This window comes from Laribacter hongkongensis DSM 14985 (genome assembly GCF_000423285.1).
In the GTDB taxonomy this organism is placed as follows: Bacteria; Pseudomonadota; Gammaproteobacteria; order Burkholderiales; family Aquaspirillaceae; genus Laribacter; species Laribacter hongkongensis.
In genome coordinates this window covers 131,022-153,688 of record NZ_AUHR01000008.1, presented here as the reverse complement: position 1 = coordinate 153,688, position 22,667 = coordinate 131,022, and the positions used below count along the sequence as shown (strand labels likewise).

The following is a 22,667-nucleotide window of genomic DNA, read 5'->3' as shown; positions in this document are numbered from 1 at the left end:
GAATGGGATATCGCCTGAGCAAGATCACCACCCGCACCGGAGATGCCGGAACCACCGGCCTCGGTGACGGCAGCCGGGTCGCCAAGGACAGCGCCCGCATCCATGCCATCGGCGAAGTGGACGAACTCAACAGCCAGCTGGGCGTCCTGCTGGTCGAGCCTTTGCCTGATGACGTAGCCGGCTGGCTGGCCGGGGTGCAGCATGATCTGTTCGATCTGGGCGGTGAGCTGGCAGTGCCGGGATACGTTGCCATTGTGGACGCACACATCCTGCGGCTGGAAGAGATGACCCGCCTGATGAATGCCGAACTTGCCCCCTTGAAAGAGTTCATCCTGCCGGGGGGCAGCCGTGCGGCAGCCCTGGCGCATGTGGTGCGCGCAGTGGCCAGGCGGGCCGAACGTGCGGTCGTGGCGCTGGGCGGGCATGAGGCGGTATCGGCACAGGCACTGGCTTATCTTAACCGTCTGTCCGACATGCTGTTTGTGCTGGCCCGTTACCTGAATCACCGGTCCGGGCGTCCGGACGTGCTGTGGACGCCCGGGCGTGATGCCGGCGTGCAGCCGGGCTGAAACCGGTTATTTGTCGTGCCGCTACATGCGGCACATTTTTTGCCTGTCGGTCATGTCATGAGAATAAATACTGTGCTCTTGCGGTGCTTTCGCATACTGGCCGGCAGGTCATCGCCAGCCCGCAAACTGGCTGCCCTGATGCTGGTGGGGCTGGCGGTCATCGGTGCGTGGTGGGCCCAGCCGGGTGAGGCTGCCCGTTTTTCTGCAACCGTGATTGGTGTCAGTGACGGAGACACCATCACGGTGCTGGACGGTCGGCGGGAGCCGGTCAGGGTGCGTCTGGCTTTCATCGATGCTCCCGAACGGCGCCAGCCATACGGACAAAAGGCGCGGGAGCTGCTGGCCGGAAAACTGTTCCGCCAGTCCGTGGATGTAGAGGTCATCGATCATGACCGTTATGGCCGGATTGTCGGCCGGGTACGCATGAACGGTGTGGATGTCGATTTCCTGATGGTGGCTGCCGGCTTTGCCTGGCATTACCGCCAGTTTGCCCGTTTGCAGCCTGCCGGGGATTTTCAGCGCTATGCAGCGGCGGAAGCCGCTGCCCGCGAACGTCATCTGGGCTTGTGGGCGGATGCCAGGCCGCAGCCGCCGTGGGATTTTCGCCGTGCAACCAACCGTCCGGGCTGGATGGTGGAAGAGTGATGGCATCATGTTGCGGGCAGCTGCCGGGCCCGGACATTGCCAGCCGGTTTTTACCGGGCATTCCGGGATGGCAGGCCGTCCGGCAAAACGGGCAGTACCGTTTGCGGGCATGACTCTGGTGCCATGTCTTTCTGACCGGGTTGACGGACAGCGATCTCCGTCAACTCCAGTGCCAGCCGGTAGCGGGTGACGGCATTGCGGCGGGCCGCATTGCGCATCAGGTAAACCCGGACCGTATAAACACCGTCCTGAGGCAACAAGCCGTGAAAGCGGTCGCCACTGACCGATCCGTTGAATAATGCCTCCTGTTCGCCGGGAGGCAAGACATTGAAGTATGTCGAGCTGTTGCTGGCACGCAGGCTGACGGTCATCTGCTGGCCTTGCCGGGCACACAGCAGGTAATCGGCATAAGCATAGCCCTTGAGCGTGCCGTGCAGATGCAAGGCCGGTCCACCGGGAGTGATCGTCACGTTTTCGATATGTGGCGCGGCCTGTGGTGCAGCCAGCAGTAGCGGACTGCTGACCGTCAGCAGGGCCAGAAACAGGCCGTACAGGCTCATGGTTTGCAAACGGTGACAAGCCGGCATGCAGGTGTCCTCCGTATCGGGTTCAGGGTTGCAGGTAGCCGCTGGCCTGGGGCAGGTAGCGCAATGAAAACACGCCCGTTGCCGACGGACACAGGGACCGGGTTTCGCGGGTCTGGGCCTGCCATTGTGCCGGTGAAGCCGGAATGGCCGCAAACGGGGCATCGGCGGCACTGGTCTGGCGAAAGGCTTCGAGCACCAGGGCGGGTGTGCCGGCCCGCTGCGGGCAGGCAAACAGGGCATCAAGATAGCTTTTGCGCTGTGCGGCAGGCAGGGCGCGGGTGCCTGCTCCATCCTGCACCCAGACTTGCCAGCCCTGCTGCTGCAACTCGCCATACCAGCGTTGCAGCTGGGCCGGTGAGCTTTGCCCGGTGAAAAAGGCACTGATGCCTGCCGGGTGCAGAGTCGCCGGCAATCCTGAGCGGATTGCACTCAGGGTCGCCATCAGCCGGGCCCGCTTGCCGGCCTGCTGCCAGTGCAGGTCATCCAGTTCGGCCGGCAGATACCAGGCTTGCACGGCACCGGACGCAGACCACGCGCGGGCCGTTGCCAGTGTCTCGCGGGCGTAACGGGCCAGCTCGATGTCAAACTCCGTACCATCCTGTTGTATCCACCGGAAAAACTGCGGGTCGGCGTACAGGCCGAGGTTGATGGCCAGTCCGGCATCGCGGGCCTGTTCCACAGCCCGGGCCAGCCAGCCGTCGCGGCCGCCAAAATCCTCTTCTCCCCAGCGGGTCCACTGCACCAGCAAGGTGTCGAATCCCGCCTGGCGGACAGTCCGGAACAGGGTTTGCCAGTCGCTGTCGGCAAGCCGGGCATCGCGGTTTTGCGGCTGGTAGAACACGATGGCCGGTCGTGCCTGTACCGGCGGGGCCAGCAGCCAGACGGCCAGGATCATCCATATGAGTCTGAGCATTACCAGCTGCCCTCGTACCGCAGAAACCAGCCGTTGCCGTGCGCCAGCGTCGAGTCCAGCACGGTCTGCCATTCCAGTTTCAGCTGTTGCTGTTGCCGGTAGGAGTGGTCGTGATCGGCGGCGAAAAAACCGCGCCAGGCAAGGCCCAGGCCTGCGCGGGTATCCCGGCCGGCATCAGTCTTTTGCGCCTGGAGCAGGGCATAGGGCTGCACTACCTGCGCGCTGGTTTGCGACAGTTTGTGGTTGTAGCCGAGGGTATAGCGTGCCAGCAGGGTGTAATGGTCGTTGACCAGCCAGCGGGCAGCATCCAGATAAAGGCTTTGCTGCCACCAGCCCGGACCTTCGGCGTGCCACTCAGGCCGCCAGCGTCCCTGGTCAAGAAAACTGGCCGACGCGCGGACCAGCCAGTCGTTTTCCTTGCCGGCCCCGGCCACCTGCCACAACCGTTCCACCGACAGGTAAAGATTCTGCCCGCTCAATGGCTTGGTACGCAGGCCGATGCCCAGCCAGCGTGACTGTCCGGGCAAGGGGTCGCCGCTGCTGCCCTCGGCAATCAGCCGGGCCGTGATGGCGGTAAAGCGGTTGTTGTCGAGCGGTTGCTCGCCCAGTCGCCATTCACCGTTGATTTCCAGCGAGTTTTTGGGTGATCCGGCAGGGTTGGGCGTACCGGCAATCCACTCGCCCGGTGCGGCCTGGCTGCCGATCCAGCCATTGATGCCGAGGCTCCAGCGGCGTTCCAGGTCGCTGCGTACGGTGCGCAGGGCATACTCGCGCGCGGCGGCTTCATCGGCGGGTTGCAAGGCAAGATAATCGGGTGCCAGCTCCAGGGCCCGGTGCTGTGCCAGCAGGGCTTCCCGGTTGTCGCCGAGGCGGGCGTAAAGATAAGTCAGCGCTTCGTCCACCGGAAAGGCACTGGCACCGGGCAGCTTTGCGGCCGCCAGATTGGCTGCGGCGAGGGCCGGATCAGTTTCTGCCAGCGCAAAGCCCAGCGCTGCCCGGTATGCCGGATTGTCCGGTGCCAGCCGGACCGCATCGGCCAAGGCCTGCCTGGCAGCCTGGGGTTGCTGCATCTTTCTGGCCAGCTCGCCTGCGGCATAGGCATCCGCCGCATCCTGCGGGGCCAGCATCCGGGCCTGTTGCCAGCGTTCCTGTGCCAGCGGCAAGCGGCCTTGCGCCTCGGCAATGGCGGCGCCGGTGGCGTACCAGCCGGCCTGTTGCGAAAGACCGGCCGCCTGCCACCAGCCATCGGCGAGGGCCGGATCGCCGGCCGCGAGTGCGCTGCGTGCAGCACTCAGGCGGTCACTGGCAGTCAGGGTGTCCGGCGGCAATGCCTGCCAGGCTGCCACGGCCAGTGCGGCATCTCCGGTGCGGGCGTACAGCTCCGCCAGGGCCCGGTTTGCCGCCTGCGGATCGGTTGCGCGGGCCGCTTCAAAATAGCTGATGGCGATGCCGGGATGGCGGGGAGCCTGGCAGTGGCCGAGCACGAGGGCGGCGCGGGCCGGCAGCGGGGATACGGGTGCCAGCACGGATTCTGCGGCCTCGCAATCGTTGCGCAGGCGCCAGAGTTCGGCCAGTGCAATGCGCTGGCTTGGTGACAGGGGCTGCCGGCCAAGCATGTCAAGATCAGCCGCAGAGGCGAGCACCGGTTCTGCCTGGTAAAGCGTGAGCAAGCGGGTGGTGAGCACATCGCGCCGGGAATCAAAAGGCAGGGCAGATTGCAGCAGACGGGCTGCGGTCTGGCTGTTGCCGGTTTCGGCCAGCAGGAAACTGGCCTGCTCCAGCGCCTGCGGGGTGCGGGCAGCCTGGTAGCGGGCCAGCCAGCCCCGGGCCGCGGCTTCGCGCTGGCCCGTGGCTTGCAGTGCCTGCAGGCGGGCAGCAAATGCTGGGCTGGCTGGTGGAGTACTGGCGGGCACCTGCTCCAACACGGCATCAAACTGCCGTTCGTGCAGTGCGTGTTCCAGCAGCAGTGCCTGCTGGCGGGCCACCAGCTGCGGGGTCGGAGCCTGAAAGGCACGCAAGGCCGGCCAGTCGTCGAGCCGGGCCCATGCTTCCAGCAGCAGCGGCAGTTGTGCTGCGTCGGCCCGGGTTGCCAGCCGCCCGGCCAACTGGCGCGCGCGCGCCATGTCGTGGCTGGCCAGCGCGTTTTCCAGCCCCTGCCCGAGTTGCGCCGGAGCCAGCGGTTCGACCTGGTCCAGCATTTCCAGCGTCCGGCTGGCCAGCGCCGGTTGGCCAAGGGCGCTGGCGCGGGCGGCAATGTCCTGTGCCAGTGTCCGGCCACGCGGAGTGGCAAGCGTTTCCGGTGTCAGCAGTCTGGCTGCCGTTTCGGCTTCGCCGGCGGCCAGCAAGGCGTAGCCGTAATCCAGTGTTTCGGCCGGTGTCAGCGGGCGCTGCTGCGCCAGTGCCTGCCACTGGGCGATGGCGGCAGGCCAGTCCTGCCGGCCTTGCGCCAGCCGGGCCTGCATCTGCCGGGCCGTTGCGGGGTCGTGTTGTGCCAGTTCCTTCAGCCACGGGGCCAGATAGCGTCCGGCGTCGGCGGAGAGATCCTGCCGTGCCAGGGCATCAAGTACGGCCTCGGCATAGCGAGGTTGCAGGGCCGCAGGGCTGGAGGCCAGCCAGTCATGCACGGTCTGGGGAGAAGGTAGCGGATGCCCGGCCAGGCGCTTGAGCCGGCTTTCCAGCAACAGGCCGGCTACGGACGAGGAGCGGGCATCCAGCGGCTTCAGTATGGTTTCAACCTGCCCGAACCGGCCTTGCAGCATCAAGGTGCGGGCCAGCGCCAGCCGGATGGCCTGGCTGTCGGGGGCAATGTTCAGGGCTTGTTGCAGCAAGGCGCTGGCCGAGGCGTAACGTCCGGCGGCGTTGTCGCGCAGGGCGCGGTCAACCAGCGGGTAGACCCGGTAGCGGGTCAGCTCGCCCAAGGATTCTCCGGCAAAAAAATCACTGGTTGCCGGAGCCGGCTGAGCCGCCTGCGCGGTGGCCGCCGCGCCGAGGCCGGCAAGCAGCATGAGGCGCAGCATCACGGGGCCTTGTCCGGCAGGTCCAGGAAGTCGGCCACGTCCTGGCGGATGCGGCGGGCGGCCCGGCCATCGCCAAACGGATTGGCCGAGCCGGGGTCGATCCGGCGTTCGCCTTCGATCCAGGCCCGGGCGGCGGCGAGGATGCGTGCCGGGTCGACCCCGACCAGATCGGCCATGCCGGCCTCGATGGCTTCCGGGCGTTCGGTCGTGTCGCGCAACACGAGGCAGGGGACACGGAAACCGGCGGCTTCTTCCTGGATGCCGCCGGAGTCGGTCAGGACCAGCGTGGCCTGTGCCAGTTCCTGCTGCAAGGCGATGTAGTCCAGCGGTGCCGTGAGGCTGATGCGGGGCTCGTGGTCGAGCAGCGGGTGGACAATCTGGCGTACCAGCGGATTGGGATGCAGCGGAAAAACGGCTTCCAGCATGGGGTAATGGCGGCACAGTGCCAGCAGGGCTTCGCAGATGTTGGCCAGATACGGCCAGTTTTCGCGCCGGTGGGCGGTGACCAGCAACCGGGGCGTGCGGGCCGGGGCGCGGCGGATGCCGTAATGGCGGGCCAGCGCCTGCTGGGCATCGACGATAGTATTGCCGGTCAGCCGGATGGTGCCGGGGGTAATGCGTTCGGCCCGCAGGTTGGCCAGCGCCCGCGGCGTGGGGGCGTAATGGCGGCTGGCCACTCCGGCTACCAGCCGGCGGTTGCTCTCTTCTGGAAAAGGCTCGCCGGGATGGCCGGAGCGCAGGCCGGCTTCAACATGGCCAACCGGGACATGCCGGTAAAACGCTGCCAGCGCCCCGGCCAGGGTGGTGCTGGTATCGCCGTGGACCAGCACCATGTCCCAGTCCTGCCCGGCCAGAACGGCATCGCATCCTTGCAGCAGTCCGGCCAGCAGGTCTGCCAGTGCGTGCCCGGCCGGGCGGGTCAGCACGATGTCCGGCGTGATGCCGAAAAAGTCGAACGTCTGGGCGGCGATGATGTCGTGCTGGCCGCTGTGGCACCAGGCGACATTCAGGTCCGGCAAGGTGGAAAGCTCCCGGTAGACCGGAGCCATCTTGATGATTTCCGGGCGGGTGCCGGTAAGGATCAGAAGCTGCTTCATCGTGGCGTTCCTGCAGACGTCAAGGCATCTCCCTGGTCGAGCAGGCTGTCGATATCGATCTGCTCGGCCCGTTGCAGGGCCAGCGCCTGGTCCAGCCCGGCCTGATCGAGTACCCCTGCCTCGACCAGAAAGCGACCGAAGGGAAGGTCACTTTTTTCATAGGCGATAAGTGCCTGATTGAGTACGGCAGCTTCGATCAGGTTGAAGCGCAGCAGGAAATCCCCGAGTACCGACTGGCGCGAAACATACTGCTGCCACAGCTTTCCGGCCTGTTCCGGCCGTACGTCGCCACGCTCGATCGCTTCGGACAGCCGTACCCGCGGGTCCGCGCCATTCCGGTGCCGGGCATACCAGTGGCGCAGGCCCACGGTGACCTGCCCTGGCGGGCAGATGCAGTAGGCCAGCGGTCGTCCTAGCCGGCGGGACAGGGCCGCCAGCAAAACGGGGGGCATCGGGCTTTCGCGTGCCAGCAGCAGGCTGTCTGCTGATTCTTCCACTGGCAGGACGGCGTACTTGAGAGCAAAGCGGGCCGGCAACTGGCCGATCAGTCCGGGCGGGAGCTGCCAGGCATCCACATCGCGGCTGGTGACGCCGGCCTGCCCGGCCAGCGCGGTGGCCAGGGACATGGGCGATACCAGCCCCTGGCGGACCAGGTAGTAACCCAGCCGCATGTGCTGTGCCGGTGCGGCCTCCAGGGCTGCTGTCAGTGTGTCGCGCGACAGGGCGCCGGCGGCCAGCAGCCGTTCGCCCAGCGGGGGGCCGCGGTTGGCATCGTCCACGCCGGGAAAGTCGTGCCGGGTCTTGTCCCATGCCACCCGGTTGACGTTGCCGATGGCGAGTATCTGGCGCATGGCCCGGATCTGGGCCAGAAAGTTGATCAGCATGCCCCAGACCGTGCGCGGGACGGACAGCAGGGCCTGCACGGGCCCGTAGCTGTGCCAGACGAAATAGCCGCGACTGCCCATGCGCAGCAGGAACAGCAGCCCGTTGACCAAGAGCAGGTACCACAGCAGCGAGCCAGTCGCGATCAGGGCCGGAAAATGCCAGGTATCCGGCCACGCCAGATACACCAGCTGCATGCCGGCCAGTTGGAGCAGCACTGCGAAAGCAGCAAAGCTGACCAGGTTGGTCAGTGCGCCCCGCCGGTCGCGCCACAGGAAATAGTTCACCAGCGGACGCCGGCTCCAGCGCAGGTTCTTCATGCCCTGAAACACGATACCGACCACCCAGCGGGCTTTTTGCCGGACAGCAAGCGACAGGCGGTCGGGAAAATACTCGCGCACGCCGATCTGGGCGTTGCGCACGGAATGCCCGTCATGGCCCTGCATGGCAGCAGGCAGGTCTTCAAAGCGCACGAACACACCGTGCAGGCCGTGTGCTGCCAGCCGGAAGCCGATGTCGTAATCCTCGGTCAGGCTTTTGGTGTCGAACACCACGCCATCGCCTTCTTCCTGCAATAGCTGGATGGCCCGGCGGCTGAAGCAGGTACCGACGCCGGCACTGGGTACCTGTCCGATCAGCGCCTCGCGCACGATCACGTCCTTGCCGTGGGTTTCGGCAAATTCGTCGAGGTAGTGCGAGCGGGTGAACTGGTACCAGTGGCCAGGCAAGGGGTAGACCGGCAGCTGGATCAGGTCCTTGCGTGCGACCAGATGGTTGAATAGGCGTAGCTCCAGCGGCGAGATCACGTCTTCCGAATCGTGCAGGATGAAGCCGGCAAAGCGGATCCGGGCACGTCCTTCAAATGCCAGGATGCTGCTGACGATGTTGTTGAGGCAGTCTGCCTTGCTGGTGGGGCCGGGCAGGGCGCATACCACCTTGTGCACGTTGGGATGACGGGCGCACACCCAGTCCACCTGTTCCTGCGTGGCGGCGTCGTTGGGGTAGGTGCCGATGAAAATGTGATAGTTCTCGTAATCCAGCGTTCGCGCCGCCAGATCGGCCATGTGCGCGATCACGTCGGCTTCCTGCCAGGCCGGCACCATGATGGCCAGCGGCTGCTCGTCCTGGCGGTACAGCAGGGGAGGGCGTGCCCGCTCCTGCCGGCGGTAGACCGTCAGCCGGCGCCAGCCGCGACGCAGCCAGAACACGGCGTCGATGAACAGGTCGTCCAGTCCGAAGAGCAGCAGCAGGACGGCAATGACCAGCACCAGATATTTGAGCCCCAGCAGATAGACTGCCAGGACATCGACCAGACTCATGTGACGGACTCAGCAGGGGATAAAGAAAAATGCGCACGAGCATGCGTTATATAGTCATTAAAATGCTGCTATCTAATGCCAAAATTCATGAATATGCATGCATGTTTAGTGATTGCCTGCAATTGATGCAACCGGCACGCAGCAGAATGGTGCCAGGCAGTTTTTCGACATCCGCTAGAATGCCGGGGTGACGAATTTTCTCCCTGCGGGGAGACGGAATCAGGAGAAGAGTTATGCCGTCGTTCGACATCGTGTCGGAAGTGAATCTGGTCGAAGTCAAAAACGCACTGGACCAGAGCAACAAGGAAATCACCAACCGCTACGACTTCAAGGGCAGCGATGCGCGGGTCGAACTGGCCGACAAGATCATGACGGCCTATGCCGACAGTGACTTTCAGCTGGACCAGGTCAAGGATGTCCTGCTGGGCAAGCTGGCCAAACGCGACGTGGACGTACGCTGCCTTGATTACGCCAAGGTGGAAAAGGTCAGCGGCAACAAGGTCAAGCAGGCCATCACCGTGAAGGTGGGCGTGGAAACCGATCTGGCCAAAAAGCTCGTGCGCCTGATCAAGGACAGCAAGCTCAAGGTGCAGGCCTCGATCCAGGGGGACGCCGTGCGGGTGTCGGGTGCCAAGCGTGACGTGTTGCAGGAAACCATTGCCATGGTGCGCAAGGAAATTACGGATTTCCCCTTGCAGTTCAACAATTTCCGCGAGTGAGCGCATTCTTGCGGCAAAGCCGGCGCCGGCCTGTGCCGGCGCTTTTTCATGGTGTCGGCCGGGGCTGGGGCTGCGTGGCAGTACCCCAGTCGCCACCCAGTGCCAGATACACCGCCACGGCATTGCTCAGATAGCCGGTGCGGGCCGAAGCTGCGTCGATTTCGGCGGAATACAGCTGGCGCCGGGCATCAAGCACGGTCAGGTAGTTGGCGATACCTCCCTGGTATTGCAGCATGGCCAGGTCCGCATATTCACGGCTGCTGGCTTGCAGGTCTTCAAGGGATTTCAGGCGTTGCGACGAGGTCTGCCAGCCGGACAGGGCGTTTTCGACGTCTGCAAAGGCCTGCTGGATGGTTTGCAGATAGGTCTGCTCGGCTGCGCGGGTCGAGGCCTCGGCACTTCTGACTGCGCCGACGGTGGCACCACCCGAGAAAACCGAACCGGCCAGCGCGCCGGCCACGCTCCAGATGCCGGCCCCTGCGGTCAGCAGGCTGCCGGTGCGGGTGGCCAGGCTGCCAATGCCGGCATTCAGGGTCAGTTGCGGGAAATACTGGGCCCGGGCCACGCCGATTTTGGCATTGGCCGACACGAGCCTGGCTTCGGCCTCCAGGATGTCCGGCCGCCGGGTCAGCAGGCTGGAGGGCAGCGCGCCGGGAACCGGCGGCAGCCGGAGTTCCGCCAGCGGCTTGCCGCGCACGACCGGGCCAGGGTTGCGCCCCAGCAGCAGGGAGAGGGCGTTTTCGGTCTGCACGATCGAGGCCTCGATCGGCGGAATGCTGGCCAGCGCTGACTGGTACTGGCTGCGGACCTGTTCCAGCGTGATGCGGGCAATGGCCCCGTACTGGTATTGCAGCTCGAACAGCTTGACGGTGTCGGCGTAGCTGTTGGCCGTCCGCCTGGCGATTGCAAGCTGCTGGTCCAGCCCCCGCAATTGCAGGTAGCCCTGTACGGTCGAACTCACCACCGACAGCCGAACGCCGCGCCGCGCCTGTTCGCTGGCCTTCAGCAGGGCCTGTGCCGCTTCGGTCTGGCGTCGCAGTGCACCCCACAGGTCGATCTGCCAGCTGGTGCTGCCCAGCAGCTCGAAGCTGTTGCCGGCCTGGCTGCCTGGCAGGAGCTGCTGGCTGCTGTTGCGCCCCCGGCTTGCACTGGCCTGGTAATCCAGCGTGGGGAACAGGGATGCCCGGGCAATGGTCAGCTGGGCGGCCGCAGCATCGACGTTGGCAACGGCAATGGCCAGATTGCGGTTGTGCTCCAGCGCTTCGCTGACATAACCGTCCAGTACCGGATCGCCGAAGTCCTTCCACCACTCGGTGTCCAGCGCGGCGTCAGAGGCATCCGGCTGCTGGAAGCGGAATCCGGAGGGAACATCCACCGCCGGTCGCCGGTAATCCGGCCCGACGGCACAGCCGGCCAGCAGCAGGGCAAGGCAGGTCGTTGTCAGCACCGCTTTCATGATCGGTCTTCCTCGTCGTCACCGGCCGGTGGTTCGCCGGCCGCAGCCTGCGGTTTTTGCCTGCCTTCGCGCCAGCGTTCAAAGTGGTAGAAAAACATGGGCACGAACAGCAGGGCGAGCGACGACAGTACGATCATGCCGCCCACGATGCCGGTACCGATCGAGTGTCGGGCATTGGCACCGCTGCCGGTGGCCAGCGCCAGGGGCAGGGTGCCGAAGATGAAGGCCAGCGAAGTCATGATGATGGCGCGCAGGCGCAGCTCGCCGGCATCCACCGCCGCTTCGAGCAGGGATTTGCCGTCCTTGTGCAGCTGCACGGCAAATTCGACGATCAGGATGGCGTTCTTGGCTGCCAGCCCGACCAGCACCAGCAGGCCGATCTGCATGTAGACGTCGTTGTCCAGACCGCGCAGCCAGGTGGCGAGCAGGGCACCCAGCAGTCCGAACGGCACGGCGGCCAGCACGGCGGTCGGCAGGGTCCACGACTCGAACAGCACGGCCAGGATCAGGAACACCATCAGCAGGCCCAGTCCGAAGATGAAGACCGAATCATTGCCGGAACTGACCTCGGTATAGGTCAGGCCGGCCCAGCCGTAGCTGTAGCTGGCAGGCAGCACGTCGGTTGCCACCCGCTCCAGCGCCGCAATGGCCTCGCCCGAGCTGTAGCCGCTGGCCGGTGTGCCGGTGACATTGGCCGCCGGCACACCGTTGTATTGCGACATCACGGTCGGGCCGCTGGAAAAGCTGCTGTTGACCACCGAAGACAGCGGCACCATGTTGCCCTGGGCCGTGCGGGTGTAGAGCAGGCCGATGTCCTCCGGGCGCTGGCGGTAGTCAGACTCGGACTGGATGGTGACATCCCAGACACGGCTGTACTGGTTGAACTGGCTGACCCGCAGCGAGCCCAGCTGCGCCTGCAAGGTGCCCAGCACGTCGGAAATGTCGGCTCCGATCAGGTTGGCCTTCACCCGGTCGATGTCGACCTTCAGTTGCAGCGTGTTGGCGTTGAAGCTGGTCCGCAAGGTGCCGATGGCCGGTTCCTTGCTGGCAGCCGCAATGAATTTCTGCACGTTCTGCTGGATCTGTGCCGGTGAATCGGTACCACGGCTTTGCACCCACATGTCAAAGCCGGCCTGGGTGCCGATGCCGGGAATCGGGGGCGGAATCAGCGGAATCACCATGCCGGCGGTAAAGGCATGGGTCTGGCGGGCAATGTCTTCCAGCACGGCAAAGGCTGATTCGCCGGGTTTGGTACGCTCGCCCGAGGGTTTCAGGTTGATGAAGGCCGTGGCCACGCTGCTCTTGTTCTGGCCGTCCAGCAGGCTGAAGCCGTCAATGATGGTGTTGGCCTCCACCGCCTGGTTGCGCCGGATGATGCGGTCGAGCTGATCGGCTGCCTTGATGGTGCGGGGCATGCTGGAAGATTCGGGCAGCATCAGCGCGGCAAAGAGATAGCCCTGGTCTTCCTGCGGCACAAAGCTGGTCGGCACGATGCGGAAGAGTTGCCATACGCCCAGCAGCATCACGCCAAGGAACAGTACGGACACCAGCGAGCGCCGGATCACCAGGTGCGACAGCCGGCCGTAGCCGCGGGTCAGCCTGGCAAACCAGTTGTTGAACCACGCAAACGGGCCGCGCGTGTGCGGCTCGCTGCGTTTGAGCAGCATGGCGCACAGGGTGGGCGTCAGGGTCAGTGCCGTGATGCCGGACACGATCACCCCGCCGGCAATGGTGGCGGCAAACTGTTTGTAGAGTTCGCCGGTAGTGCCGCTCATGAACAGTGCCGGGATGAACACCGACGACAGCACCAGCGTCATGCCGAATACTGCGCTGGACACTTCGCGCATCGATTCGATGGCGGCTTCGCGTACCGGCATGTCCGGATTGTCGTGCATGACCCGCTCGACGTTTTCGATGACGACGATGGCGTCGTCCACCACTAGGCCGATGGCCAGCACCAGACCAAAAAGGGTGAGCAGGTTGACAGAAAACCCCAGCAGCGCCAGCCCGATGAACGAACCCAGCAACGATACGCCGATGGCAATGGTGGCAATGAAGGTGGCGCGCAGGTTTTGCAGGAACAGGTACATGATGACCAGCACCAGTGCCAAGGCCTCGATCAGGGTCTTGGTCACTTCGCTGATCGAATCGCGCACGTAGGTGGTGGTATCCAGTGCCACCAGATAGTCCATGCCGGGCGGAAAACCGGCCTTCAGCGTTTTCAGCGTGGCCCGCACCTGGTCGGCCACCTCGAGGCTGTTGGCACCGGCTTGCAGATACACCGCCACGGTCGAGGCCGGCTTGCCGTTGACGAAATTCTGCCCCTGGTAATTCTGCTGGCCCAGTTCGACCCGGGCGACATCCTTGACCTGCACCAGGGCGTTGTTGCCCTGGGCTGCGCGGATCACCATGTTTTCGTAGACGCGAGGATCGGCAAAGGCACCGGCCGCCACCACCGGAATGGTCAGCTCGACCTGGTTGTTGCTGGGCTCCTGCCCGATCTGGCCGGCGCCGACCAGGGCGTTCTGGCTGGCGATGGCGTTCTTGATGTCAGTAGTGGTAACGCCCAGCGACGCCATCTTGCGCGGGTCCATCCAGATGCGGATGGCCTGGTTGGACGAGCCGAACTGCGAGGCCTGGCCGGCACCGGGAATGCGCTTGATGGTGTCCAGCACGTTCATGGTGACGTAGTTGCTCAGGTCCAGCGCGCTCATCTTGCCGCTGGGATCGTAGAAGTTCACCACCATCAGGATGCTGGACGAACGCTTGTTGACGGTCACGCCGTACTGGTTCACCACGGACGGCAGCTGTGGCGTGGCGAGACTGACGCGGTTCTGTACCTGCACCTGGGCAATGTCAGGGTCGGCATCCTGCTTGAAGTAGGCCTGGATGCTGATGTTGCCGCTGGAGGAGCTGCTGGACGTCAGGTAGAGCAGGTTGTCCACCCCGATGATCTGCTGCTCGATCGGAGCGGCCACCGACTGTGAGGCCGTCTGGGCATCGGCCCCCGGGTAGCTGGCGGACACCGTGATCTGCACCGGGGCGATGTTCGGGTATTGCTGGACCGGCAGGCTGTAAAGCCCCAGCAGGCCGAGTATGGCGATGATGATCGACAGTACGGCGGCAAAGACCGGCCGCTCGATGAAGAATCGCGAAAGCGAGAACATGAGCGCTCTCCGTCAGGGCCGGGTACCGGGGGGGAGTTTTGCCGCAGGTGCCGCTGCGGGTGTGGCCGGAGCCGCCGGAGCAGGTTCGCCCAGCAGGGCTGCGAGTTCGGCCGGCGAGAGCTGGCTGACTTTCATCGGTGCACCGGGACGCAGGGCGGTCAGCCCTTCCACCACCACCTTTTCGCCCGGCTCGAGGCCGTTCTGGATCAGCCAGCCGAGGTTCTGCCACGGCCCCACCGTGACCGGGCGGTATTCGGCGGTGTTGTCCTTGCCGACCACCCACACATACTGGCTGCCCGGTCCCTGCTGGACGGCGCGTTGCGGCAGGACAATGCTGCCGGGGCGTACCGCGCCCTTCAGGCGGATGTTGACGTACTGGTTCGGCCGCAGCATCCCCTTGCTGTTGTTGACCGTGGCCCGGACGACAAACGTGCCGGTGGCATTGTCGTAAAACGGCGAGGCCGTCGTGACCACCCCTTCCAGATCGTAAGGCTCGCCGGTGCTGCGCAGGATTTCCACCTGGTAGCGTCCGTCGGCCGGCGTGAGCAGGCTGCCCGAGCGTACGGCCTGTTGCTGGGCCTGGACCTGGCCTTCCGACACGCTGAACTTGATCCACATCGGATTCAGCGTGGCTACTGTCGTAAGGTTGCTGTTGCTGCTGCCGATGTAGGTGCCGATGGCCGGGATCGCCAGTCCGGCCACGCCGTCGACCGGCGAAGTGATCACGGTGTAGCCGAGGTTGAGTTCGGCCTGCTGCACGCTGGCTTCGGCCGCCTTCACCGAGGCCTGGGCCTGCTGGTAACTGCCGGTGGCATTGTCGAGATCGGACTGCGAGGCAGCCCCGCGCGGTGCCAGTGCCTGGTAGCGGCGCAGGTTCAGCCGGGCGGTTTCCAGCGCGGCCCGGCTGTTGGCCAGCTGGGCGCGGGCTGACTCGAGTGAGGCAAGGAACGGTTTCTGGTCCAGCACGAAGAGCGTCTGGCCTTTTTTGACCGTGCCGCCTTCGTCGTAGGTCTTGCGCTCCAGGTAACCCGTGACGCGGGCGTTGATTTCGACATTCTGCGAACTCTCGGTCGTGGCCACGAAGGGAAAATCAATCGGCACGTCCTGGCGGGTCACCGTCATGGCCTTGACCACCTGTGGCGGCACGGCCGGCGTTTCGGCCGGCTTGTTGCAGCCTGCCAGCAGCAGGGCGGTCAGGACACAGGACGGGACGACAGGTGACCATCGGGCGGCAGGCGGTCGGTGCATGGCCAGGCTCCAGCAGAACGGCAAATACCAGAAGGATCGGCCGCAATCCTGGCTTGCCCGTACGGGCATGCAGGTGCAATGCGGCTGTTGCTCCAAGCTAGCAGCCTGTAATGGAGTCTGCCGCCGGAGGGGCCGGGCACAGGACAAACGGCGAAGAGGGGATCAGGCCGGATAGCGGGGTACGAAGACCGGCAGGGACGGGATGTCCGGGTGCGGCAGCACATGCACCCGCTGGCCGAATACCGCCTCGATGCGTGCCGGCGTCAGTGCCTCGGCCGGTGCGGCATCGGCTACCAGCCGGCCCTGATCGAGCAACACCACCCGGTCGGCGTGGCGGGCTGCCAGGTTGAGGTCGTGCAGGACCACCACCACGGCCAGCGGCAACGTGCGGCAAAGTTGCCGGCAAGTGGCCAGCAGGTGTTCCTGGTGAGCGGGATCAAGTGCTGCGGTCGGCTCGTCAAGCAGCAGCAGGCGCTCGCCGGAGCCGGCCAGCACCTGCGCCAGCACGCGGGCAAACTGCACCCGCGCCTGTTCGCCACCGGACAGCGTGTCGTAGGCCGCCGGCAGCAAGGTGGCGGCCTGAGCCAGTTCGACGGCCTGCCGGCAGGCTGTCTGATGGGCGCGCGGGTCGCCATGGGCAAACAGGCCGATTTCCACCACGTCACGGCCGCTCAGGCCCGGTGCATTTTCATGCTGCTGCATCAGGTAGGCGCGCCGGCGTGCCAGTTCGGCAGGCGAGAAACCCGCCAGCGGCTGGCCCTGCCACGTGAGCGAGCCGTCATCGGCTGGCGTTTCCCCGGCCAGAAGGCCAAGCAGCGTGGACTTGCCCGCGCCGTTCGGTCCCAGCACGGCCACCAGCTGGTGCGGGGTCAGCGACAGGCTGAGCGACCGGATCAGCGTCCGGCCGTGGCGGCCTAGCGTCAGGTTCCCGGCCCGCAGCAGCATCAGCGCAGCCCCCGGCGCTGGCGCAGCAACCACAGGAAAAACGGCGCGCCGGCCAGACTGGTGATGGCGCCGACCGGCAGTTCGGCCGGTGCTACGGCCAGCCGGGCCAGCAGGTCAGCCAGTGCCAGCAGCAGCCCTCCGCCGAGTGCCGAGAGCGGCAGCAGCTGGCGGTAATGTCCGCCGGAGAGCCGGCGCACCAGCTGCGGGACAATCAGGCCGATAAAGCCGATGCCTCCGGTCAGCGAAATCGTCAGGGCAACCAGGGTCGCCGTCAGCCAGACCAGCATGCGGCGTTCGCGCGCCACGGCAAATCCGGCATGAAACGCTGTCCGCTCTCCCAACAGCAGGGCATTGAGCAGGCGCCAGCGCGGCCACAGCAACGCCAGACCGGTGACGGCAACCAGCGCCAGTCCGGCAGCCAGGGGCCAGTCGGCCAGCGCCAGGCTGCCCATGAGCCAGAACGTGATGCCGCGCAGGCTCTGGTCGTCGGCAAAGCTGATGACGAGCGTGAGCAGGGCGGCGGCAAAAGCGTTGATGGCCACGCCGGCCAGCAGGAGTTCGGTGGCATTGCCGCCGTGCCCGGCCAGTCGCTGCGCCAGATGGGTGGCGGTCAGTGCGCCGGCCAGGCTGGCCGGCAGCACCAGCCAGAACGGTGCGCTGGCAGCAAGGGCCAGTGCGGCGCCGAGGGCGGCACCGGCCGAGACGCCGATCAGGCCGGGTTCGGCCAGCGGGTTGCGGAACTGCGCCTGCAGGCTGGCGCCGCACAGGGCCAGCAGGCTGCCGGCCGCCAAGGCCAGTACCAGCCGGGGTGCCCGCAGTTGCAGGACCAGCGACCAGGCGAATGGATCACCGTGCCACAGCTCGTCAATGGTTGCTCCGGCGCCCAGCAGCAGGGAGGCGAGAGAAACCAGCAGCAGCAAGCCGGCGAGGATGAGGGCCAGTCGGGCAGGTGCAATCGGCATGGCTCAAACACCACCGCCCGCGTGGAGTGCGCGGGCGGTGAAAGCGGGGATGACCGGCACCTTAGCGCAGGCCCAGGACATCCTGCATGTCGAACTGGCCATGACGCTTGCCAAGCCAGCGCGCGGCGCGGACGGCGCCGTTGGCGAAGGTCAGGCGGCTGGAGGCCTTGTGGGTGATTTCCACCCGCTCACCCGGCGTGGCAAAGAGCACGGTGTGGTCACCCACCACGTCGCCGGCGCGAACCGTGGCAAAGCCGATGGTGCCGGGATCGCGTTCGCCGGTGACGCCTTCGCGGCCGTAGACCGCGCAGGTTTTCAGGTCGCGCCCGAGGGCATCGGCCACGACTTCACCCATGCGCAGTGCGGTGCCGGACGGTGCGTCGACCTTGTGGCGGTGATGCGCCTCGATGATTTCGATGTCGTAGCCTTCGTTGAGTACGCGGGCAGCGAGGTCGAGCAGCTTGAAGGTCAGGTTGACGCCCACCGAGAAGTTGGGGGCGAACACGATGCCGATTTCCTGTCCGGCGTCGCGGATGGCGGCCTTGCCTGCATCGTCAAAGCCGGTAGTGCCGATGATCATGTTGACCTTGTGGCGGCGGCAGGCGGCGAGGTAGGCGAGGGTGGCTTCCGGGCGGGTGAAGTCGATCAGGGCATCAGCCCTGGCGAGGGCCGCATCGACATCGTGGCTGACGCGGACGCCGGTGGTCAGGCCCAGCGGCAGGCCGGCATCCTGGCCGACCAGCGGGCTTTCGGCGCGCTCGAGCGCGCCGGCAAGCACGACGCCGGGAGTACTGGTGACGGCTTCGATCAGTGCGCGGCCCATGCGGCCGCCGCAACCGGCGATGACAAGGCGCAGATCACTCATGGATTGGTGGCTCCGGTAGCGGCCGCCGGGGCCGGGGTGTCGGGAGTGGTGGCGGCATCGGGAGCCGCCAGGTCGGCGCGGCGCGGCGGGAAGGTGTCGCCTTCCCAGCGGGTCAGCCGGTCGCCGTCAAAGTAGACGGTAAAGCGCTTTTCTTCGCGCAGCTGGCCTTCCCGGCGGATCTGGAACACGTAATCCCAGCGCTGGGCATGGAACATGTCGGTCAGGAGCGGTGTGCCCAGAACGAAGCGGACCTGGGCGCGGGTCATGCCGGGACGCAGCTTGTCGACCGCATCCTGCGTGACGACATTCCCTTGCTGGATGTCGATGGTATGCGGCGACAGGAAGCCTGGCATGCTGCAGGCCGACAGAAGTAGGGTGACGACGAGAGGCGCGAGCTTGAGCATGGATGGCAGCAGTCTTGGGAGGTGCGCGAAAAGCCGATATGATAGCTTAAAAGCGTTGACGCACACGACATCCGAGAGCAATGAACCAAGCGCAGCAACTCAAGAGCATCGGCCTGAAGGCCACCGGCCCCCGGCTCAAGATACTCAACCTGTTCGAGAGCAATCCGCAGGATCACCTGTCGGCCGAGGATGTCTATCGCCGGCTGATCAACGACAAGATCGACGTGGGGCTGGCAACGGTTTACCGCGTGCTGACCCAGTTCGAGCAGGCCGGCATCCTGACCCGGCACCATTTCGAGTCGGACCGGGCGGTCTACGAACTCAACCAGGGCCATCACCATGACCACATCGTGTGCATGGAGTGCGGGCAGGTGGTCGAGTTTTACGACCCGGAACTCGAGGCCCTGCAAGAGCGCATCGCCGCCCGCTACGGCTTTGAAATCGTCGATCACTCGCTCTATCTCTATGGTCGCTGCCTCAAGGGTGACTGCCAGCACTGTCACCCGGCCGAACCTGCCGCTGACTCCGGTCCCAGCCAGTCGCAGCCATGATCGCCTGGCTGGACGAGGATGAGCCGTTTCCTCCCGTCGAGCAGGCCCTGACCGAACCTTCCGGTCTGCTGGCAGCCAGTGCCGACCTGCCGGTTTCCCGGCTGGTGACGGCATACCGCCGGGGCATTTTCCCGTGGTTCAACCCGGGTGAGCCGGTGCTGTGGTGGTCGCCTGATCCGCGCATGGTGCTGTATCCCGCGGAGCTTCATGTCCCGCGCTCGCTGGAAAAAGTGCTGCGCCACCGCCGGTACACCGTCACGGTCGACCGGGCATTCGGTTCGGTGATCCGCGCCTGTGCGGCCCCCACACCGGCACGACCGGCGAGCTGGATCACCCCGGAAATCATCAGTACGTACAGCCAGCTTTACCGGCTGGGGCTGGCGCACTCGGTCGAAACCTGGATCGACGGCCAGCTGGCAGGCGGCTTTTACGGCGTGATGATCGGCCGCATGTTCTACGGAGAATCCATGTTCGCGCAGGCACCGGATGCATCCAAGATCGCCTTTGCACACCTGATGCGCCGCTTTGCCGGCCACGGCATCGACATGATCGACTGCCAGATGCACACGGCCCATCTTGCGCGGTTCGGCGGGCGCGAAATTCCCCGGAGCGACTTTGTTGCTACAGTCAACACACTGACTGCCCAACCTGCTCCGCCCGATCTGTGGCGCTGGTCCCACTGCAATGAGCCTGCGTGACAACCATGCCATGCTGACCGTCCGTTTTTATGCGACGGCACCGTATGCCTGCAGCTACCTGCCGGACCGGCAGGCCCGTTCGCAGGTGGCCATGCCGGCCGAATCGATCGACGCAGGCGTTTACAGCCAGCTGGTGCAGATCGGTTTCCGCCGCAGCGGCCTGTTTACCTACCGCCCCTATTGTGATGTCTGCCAGGCCTGCATCTCGGTGCGGGTGCCGGTGGCCGAGTTCACGCCCGGCCGCAGCCAGCAACGGGCCTGGCGCCGCCACTGCAGCCTGTCGGTGCGCTTGCTGCCGCTGGAGTTTGACGAAGAGCATTACCGGCTCTACCGGCGCTACCAGCTGTCGCGGCACAAGGGCGGCAGCATGGAAGACGACAGCCGCCAGCAATACAGCGAGTTCATCCTCAAAAGCGGGGTGGAAAGCTGGCTGGCCGAATTCCGCGACGGCGACCGGCTGTGCATGGTCAGCCTGATCGACCGGCTGGAAGACGGCGTATCGGCGGTCTACACCTTCTACGACCCGGACGAGCCCCGTGCGAGTTTCGGCACCTACAACGTGCTCTGGCAGATCCGGCTGGCCCGGCAACTGGGCCTGCCCTACCTCTACCTCGGCTACTGGATCGCCGACTGCCGCAAGATGGCCTACAAGACCAACTTCCGTCCGCAGGAGCGGCTGGAGCACGGCGTGTGGTGCCGTCAGGACGATCCATCGCCCCGGGGCTGATCCGTCCGCCTGCCCTTGACGTACCGCAAGCTGCGCTGCCCCGGGTCTGTGTCAAGCTACATCCGGTTACAACGCATTGAAAGTCATGAGAAATGCTTGAAGCGGAACAGGAAAAATCCCAAAAGAATCAGAATGCTGCCGTGTCCGAAACATGGCAGGCCAAGTTCGACCTGTTCGACCAGGCTGGCGGCACCAGCCCCCGGTACATCAACCAGCTTGAATGGCGCGAGCGAGTCGCGCTCACCTACAACGCGCCGGCGCTGTTCCTCGGAATACTGTATTTCCTGTGGAAGGGCATGTGGCGCAAGGGGCTGGGGCTCCTGGGCTTCTGCCTGGCGGTGGGCGTGGTGATCGAAGGCGTGCTGATCCTTGCCGGCTTTGATCCGCTCCGGGGTCTCAAGGCCATCGCGGCCGGTTCGCAGATGCTCTTCTGCATGCGGGCCAACGCCTGCTATTACCGGATGAAGCGGCTGGGGGACCAGAGCTGGAATCCGTTCCGCTGATCCCCGGCAGACCCGTCAGGCCGGCTTGCGCGCCACCAGTTCCACCACGGCGGCGCGTCCGGTATGCAGGCGGCCTTCGCAGATGTCGCGTTCCACTTCCTCGCAACGCAGGATGTCCAGTCCGGCCAGATCGGCCCGCAGGTCTGCCGGTTCGTTGAGCAGGGCGGTTTCTTTCGGGCCGCCGGTGCCGAATGCCAGCTGTCGCGGCGTGTAGCCCGTCAGCAGCAGGACACCGCCGGGCCTGAGCCCGTCGACAGCCTGGCGCAGCACCCGCTGGCGCAAGGCCGGCGGCAGATGGCAGAACACCGACACGATGCCGTCCCAGCTGCCGGCCGGAATGTCCCATTCCTCAAGATCGGCCTCAATGGTTGCCACCGGCACGCCACGGGCCTGTGCCAGTCGCGCCACCTTGGCCAGACCTTCGGCTGACGCATCCACGCCCGTCACCTGCCAGCCCTGGCTGGCCAGGAACACGGCATTGCGCCCTTCGCCCTCTCCCAGGCTCAGCACCCGGCCGCCAGCCGGCAGGCGGTGTGCCTCCTCGCGCAAAAAGGCATTGGCATCGGTGCCGTAAACGTATTCTCCGGCGGCAAAACGCGGATTCCAGAACCGGGCAGCATCAGACATCGGTTTCTCCTGCGGCAAAAGCGCAAGAGCATAACCGAAATGCTGCCCGTGTCACCGGTCAGGCAGCCTCTGGCTGCGGCACGGACAAGCGGACCGGCGGGTGTCCGCTCAGCTCCAGAAAGCGCATCAGTCCCGGAGTCGGGATCGACAGTGTCTCGGTATTGACCAGCGGGTGCGCCAGGATGGCGTCGCTGTCCCACAGCTCGGTGTCCAGCACGACCTCGACCGCCCGTTCGCTGTCGTTGAACACTCCCAGCAGGGTCACCGCACCCGGCGTCACGCCCAGAAAACGCAGCAGGCGCTCAGGCGAGGCAAAAGTCAGGTTTTTCACTTCCAGCGCAGCCGACAGCGCCTTGAGGTTGACCGACTTGTGGTCTGGCACCGTCACCAGAAAGTGGCGCTTGCCCTTGCCGTCGCGCAGGAACAGGTTTTTGGTATCGGCACCCGGTAGGTCCGGCGCTACCTGGCGGGCTTCCTCGCAGGTAAATACGGGCGGATGGCTGAAGCGCTGATAGGGAATCTGGTTCTGGTCAAGAAAAGCAAGAAGTTCTGCGTGCATCGTCAAATACCGGAAAAAAGTGGATCAAACGCCGGGATCAGCTGCGGCGGCTCGGGCAGTCGTGCTGCTGGCAGTCATGGCAGCCGGAGCTGCCGGGTTCGGCACCCGGCCGGCAGCGGCGCTGCCAGTGCCGGTCCACCACCACCCAGATACCCAGAAGCAGGGCCACCAGCGCGCCGGCTCCCAGCATTTTCAGTCCCAGCATGG

The 22,667-nt window shown here is 65.4% G+C and carries 22 protein-coding genes; 7 read left to right on the top strand and 15 right to left on the bottom strand.

Going from position 1 to position 22,667, the window contains the following annotated elements:
- Nucleotides 1-2 precede the first annotated feature (2 nt).
- Both G542_RS0110040 and G542_RS16555 read left to right on the top strand, forming a co-directional pair.
- On the top strand, nt 3-569 hold the full coding sequence (locus G542_RS0110040) for a cob(I)yrinic acid a,c-diamide adenosyltransferase (RefSeq protein ID WP_012696892.1): 567 nt from the start codon (nt 3-5) through the stop codon (nt 567-569).
- Between the two features lie 57 nt (nt 570-626).
- A complete protein-coding gene (locus G542_RS16555; RefSeq protein WP_012696893.1) occupies nt 627-1,214 on the top strand; it encodes a thermonuclease family protein in 588 nt (195 codons plus the stop codon).
- Nucleotides 1,215-1,264: 50 nt separating this feature from the next.
- Here the strand turns inward: G542_RS16555 and G542_RS16550 are convergent, their stop codons facing one another.
- Genes G542_RS16550 through nfrB form a run of 5 tightly spaced genes read right to left on the bottom strand, consistent with a single transcriptional unit; the run spans nt 1,265 to nt 9,029 of the window.
- Entirely contained in the window at nt 1,265-1,801 is a 537-nt protein-coding gene (locus G542_RS16550; protein WP_012696894.1) for a hypothetical protein, read from the bottom strand.
- A 22-nt stretch (nt 1,802-1,823) separates the two neighbouring features.
- Nucleotides 1,824-2,714, bottom strand: a complete 891-nt coding sequence (locus tag G542_RS16545; protein WP_012696895.1) for a DUF4434 family protein — start codon at nt 2,712-2,714, stop codon at nt 1,824-1,826.
- Entirely contained in the window at nt 2,714-5,731 is a 3,018-nt protein-coding gene (locus G542_RS0110020) for an NfrA family protein (protein ID WP_027824024.1), read from the bottom strand. Before G542_RS0110020 ends, G542_RS16545 begins: the two co-directional genes overlap by 1 nt.
- Nucleotides 5,731-6,828 (bottom strand): non-hydrolyzing UDP-N-acetylglucosamine 2-epimerase, encoded by a 1,098-nt coding sequence (wecB, locus tag G542_RS16540; RefSeq protein ID WP_034985511.1) that lies wholly within the window; start codon nt 6,826-6,828, stop codon nt 5,731-5,733. Before wecB ends, G542_RS0110020 begins: the two co-directional genes overlap by 1 nt.
- Entirely contained in the window at nt 6,825-9,029 is a 2,205-nt protein-coding gene (gene nfrB, locus G542_RS0110010) for a cyclic di-3',5'-guanylate-activated glycosyltransferase NfrB (RefSeq protein ID WP_027824023.1), read from the bottom strand. The genes wecB and nfrB overlap by 4 nt, the downstream gene beginning before the upstream one ends.
- Before the next feature lie 233 nt (nt 9,030-9,262).
- On the opposite strand from nfrB, the gene G542_RS0110005 reads away from it, so the two are divergent.
- Entirely contained in the window at nt 9,263-9,748 is a 486-nt protein-coding gene (locus G542_RS0110005; protein ID WP_012696899.1) for a YajQ family cyclic di-GMP-binding protein, read from the top strand.
- 46 nt (nt 9,749-9,794) lie between these two features.
- On the opposite strand, the gene G542_RS16535 is transcribed toward G542_RS0110005, so the two are convergent.
- From G542_RS16535 to G542_RS16520, 7 genes are all read right to left on the bottom strand, one after another.
- Nucleotides 9,795-11,204, bottom strand: a complete 1,410-nt coding sequence (locus G542_RS16535) for an efflux transporter outer membrane subunit (RefSeq protein WP_034985507.1) — start codon at nt 11,202-11,204, stop codon at nt 9,795-9,797.
- The gene (locus G542_RS0109995; protein ID WP_027824022.1) at nt 11,201-14,371 is read right to left on the bottom strand and encodes an efflux RND transporter permease subunit; all 3,171 of its coding nucleotides are present in this window, start codon (nt 14,369-14,371) and stop codon (nt 11,201-11,203) included. Before G542_RS0109995 ends, G542_RS16535 begins: the two co-directional genes overlap by 4 nt.
- 12 nt (nt 14,372-14,383) lie before the next feature.
- On the bottom strand, nt 14,384-15,619 hold the full coding sequence (locus G542_RS16530) for an efflux RND transporter periplasmic adaptor subunit (protein WP_051190005.1): 1,236 nt from the start codon (nt 15,617-15,619) through the stop codon (nt 14,384-14,386).
- 162 nt (nt 15,620-15,781) lie between these two features.
- Entirely contained in the window at nt 15,782-16,564 is a 783-nt protein-coding gene (locus G542_RS16525; RefSeq protein WP_051190004.1) for a heme ABC transporter ATP-binding protein, read from the bottom strand.
- The gene (locus G542_RS0109980; protein WP_027824021.1) at nt 16,564-17,526 is read right to left on the bottom strand and encodes a FecCD family ABC transporter permease; all 963 of its coding nucleotides are present in this window, start codon (nt 17,524-17,526) and stop codon (nt 16,564-16,566) included. The genes G542_RS16525 and G542_RS0109980 overlap by 1 nt, the downstream gene beginning before the upstream one ends.
- A gap of 61 nt (nt 17,527-17,587) precedes the next feature.
- Nucleotides 17,588-18,391, bottom strand: coding sequence for a 4-hydroxy-tetrahydrodipicolinate reductase (gene dapB / locus G542_RS0109975; RefSeq protein ID WP_012696905.1), 804 nt, complete (start codon nt 18,389-18,391; stop codon nt 17,588-17,590).
- Nucleotides 18,388-18,744 (bottom strand): outer membrane protein assembly factor BamE, encoded by a 357-nt coding sequence (locus tag G542_RS16520; protein WP_228369956.1) that lies wholly within the window; start codon nt 18,742-18,744, stop codon nt 18,388-18,390. Before G542_RS16520 ends, dapB begins: the two co-directional genes overlap by 4 nt.
- Before the next feature lie 131 nt (nt 18,745-18,875).
- On the opposite strand from G542_RS16520, the gene fur reads away from it, so the two are divergent.
- The 4 genes from fur (at nt 18,876) to G542_RS0109950 (ending at nt 21,274) form a co-directional block, all read left to right on the top strand.
- Entirely contained in the window at nt 18,876-19,346 is a 471-nt protein-coding gene (gene fur / locus G542_RS0109965) for a ferric iron uptake transcriptional regulator (RefSeq protein ID WP_012696907.1), read from the top strand.
- Nucleotides 19,343-20,044 (top strand): leucyl/phenylalanyl-tRNA--protein transferase, encoded by a 702-nt coding sequence (gene aat, locus G542_RS0109960; protein ID WP_012696908.1) that lies wholly within the window; start codon nt 19,343-19,345, stop codon nt 20,042-20,044. The genes fur and aat overlap by 4 nt, the downstream gene beginning before the upstream one ends.
- Nucleotides 20,031-20,771, top strand: coding sequence for an arginyltransferase (locus tag G542_RS0109955; RefSeq protein WP_027824020.1), 741 nt, complete (start codon nt 20,031-20,033; stop codon nt 20,769-20,771). The genes aat and G542_RS0109955 overlap by 14 nt, the downstream gene beginning before the upstream one ends.
- A 140-nt stretch (nt 20,772-20,911) precedes the next feature.
- On the top strand, nt 20,912-21,274 hold the full coding sequence (locus G542_RS0109950; RefSeq protein ID WP_027824019.1) for a DUF2628 domain-containing protein: 363 nt from the start codon (nt 20,912-20,914) through the stop codon (nt 21,272-21,274).
- Between the two features lie 15 nt (nt 21,275-21,289).
- Here G542_RS0109950 and G542_RS0109945 read toward each other — a convergent pair whose 3' ends face one another.
- The 3 genes from G542_RS0109945 to G542_RS18530 are packed head-to-tail and all read right to left on the bottom strand — an operon-like array spanning nt 21,290 to nt 22,665.
- A complete protein-coding gene (locus G542_RS0109945; protein WP_027824018.1) occupies nt 21,290-21,901 on the bottom strand; it encodes a class I SAM-dependent methyltransferase in 612 nt (203 codons plus the stop codon).
- Nucleotides 21,902-21,959: 58 nt separating this feature from the next.
- Nucleotides 21,960-22,460, bottom strand: a complete 501-nt coding sequence (locus G542_RS16515; RefSeq protein ID WP_034985505.1) for a prolyl-tRNA synthetase associated domain-containing protein — start codon at nt 22,458-22,460, stop codon at nt 21,960-21,962.
- Nucleotides 22,461-22,497: 37 nt separating this feature from the next.
- Entirely contained in the window at nt 22,498-22,665 is a 168-nt protein-coding gene (locus G542_RS18530) for a hypothetical protein (RefSeq protein ID WP_012696913.1), read from the bottom strand.
- Nucleotides 22,666-22,667: the final 2 nt, after the last annotated feature.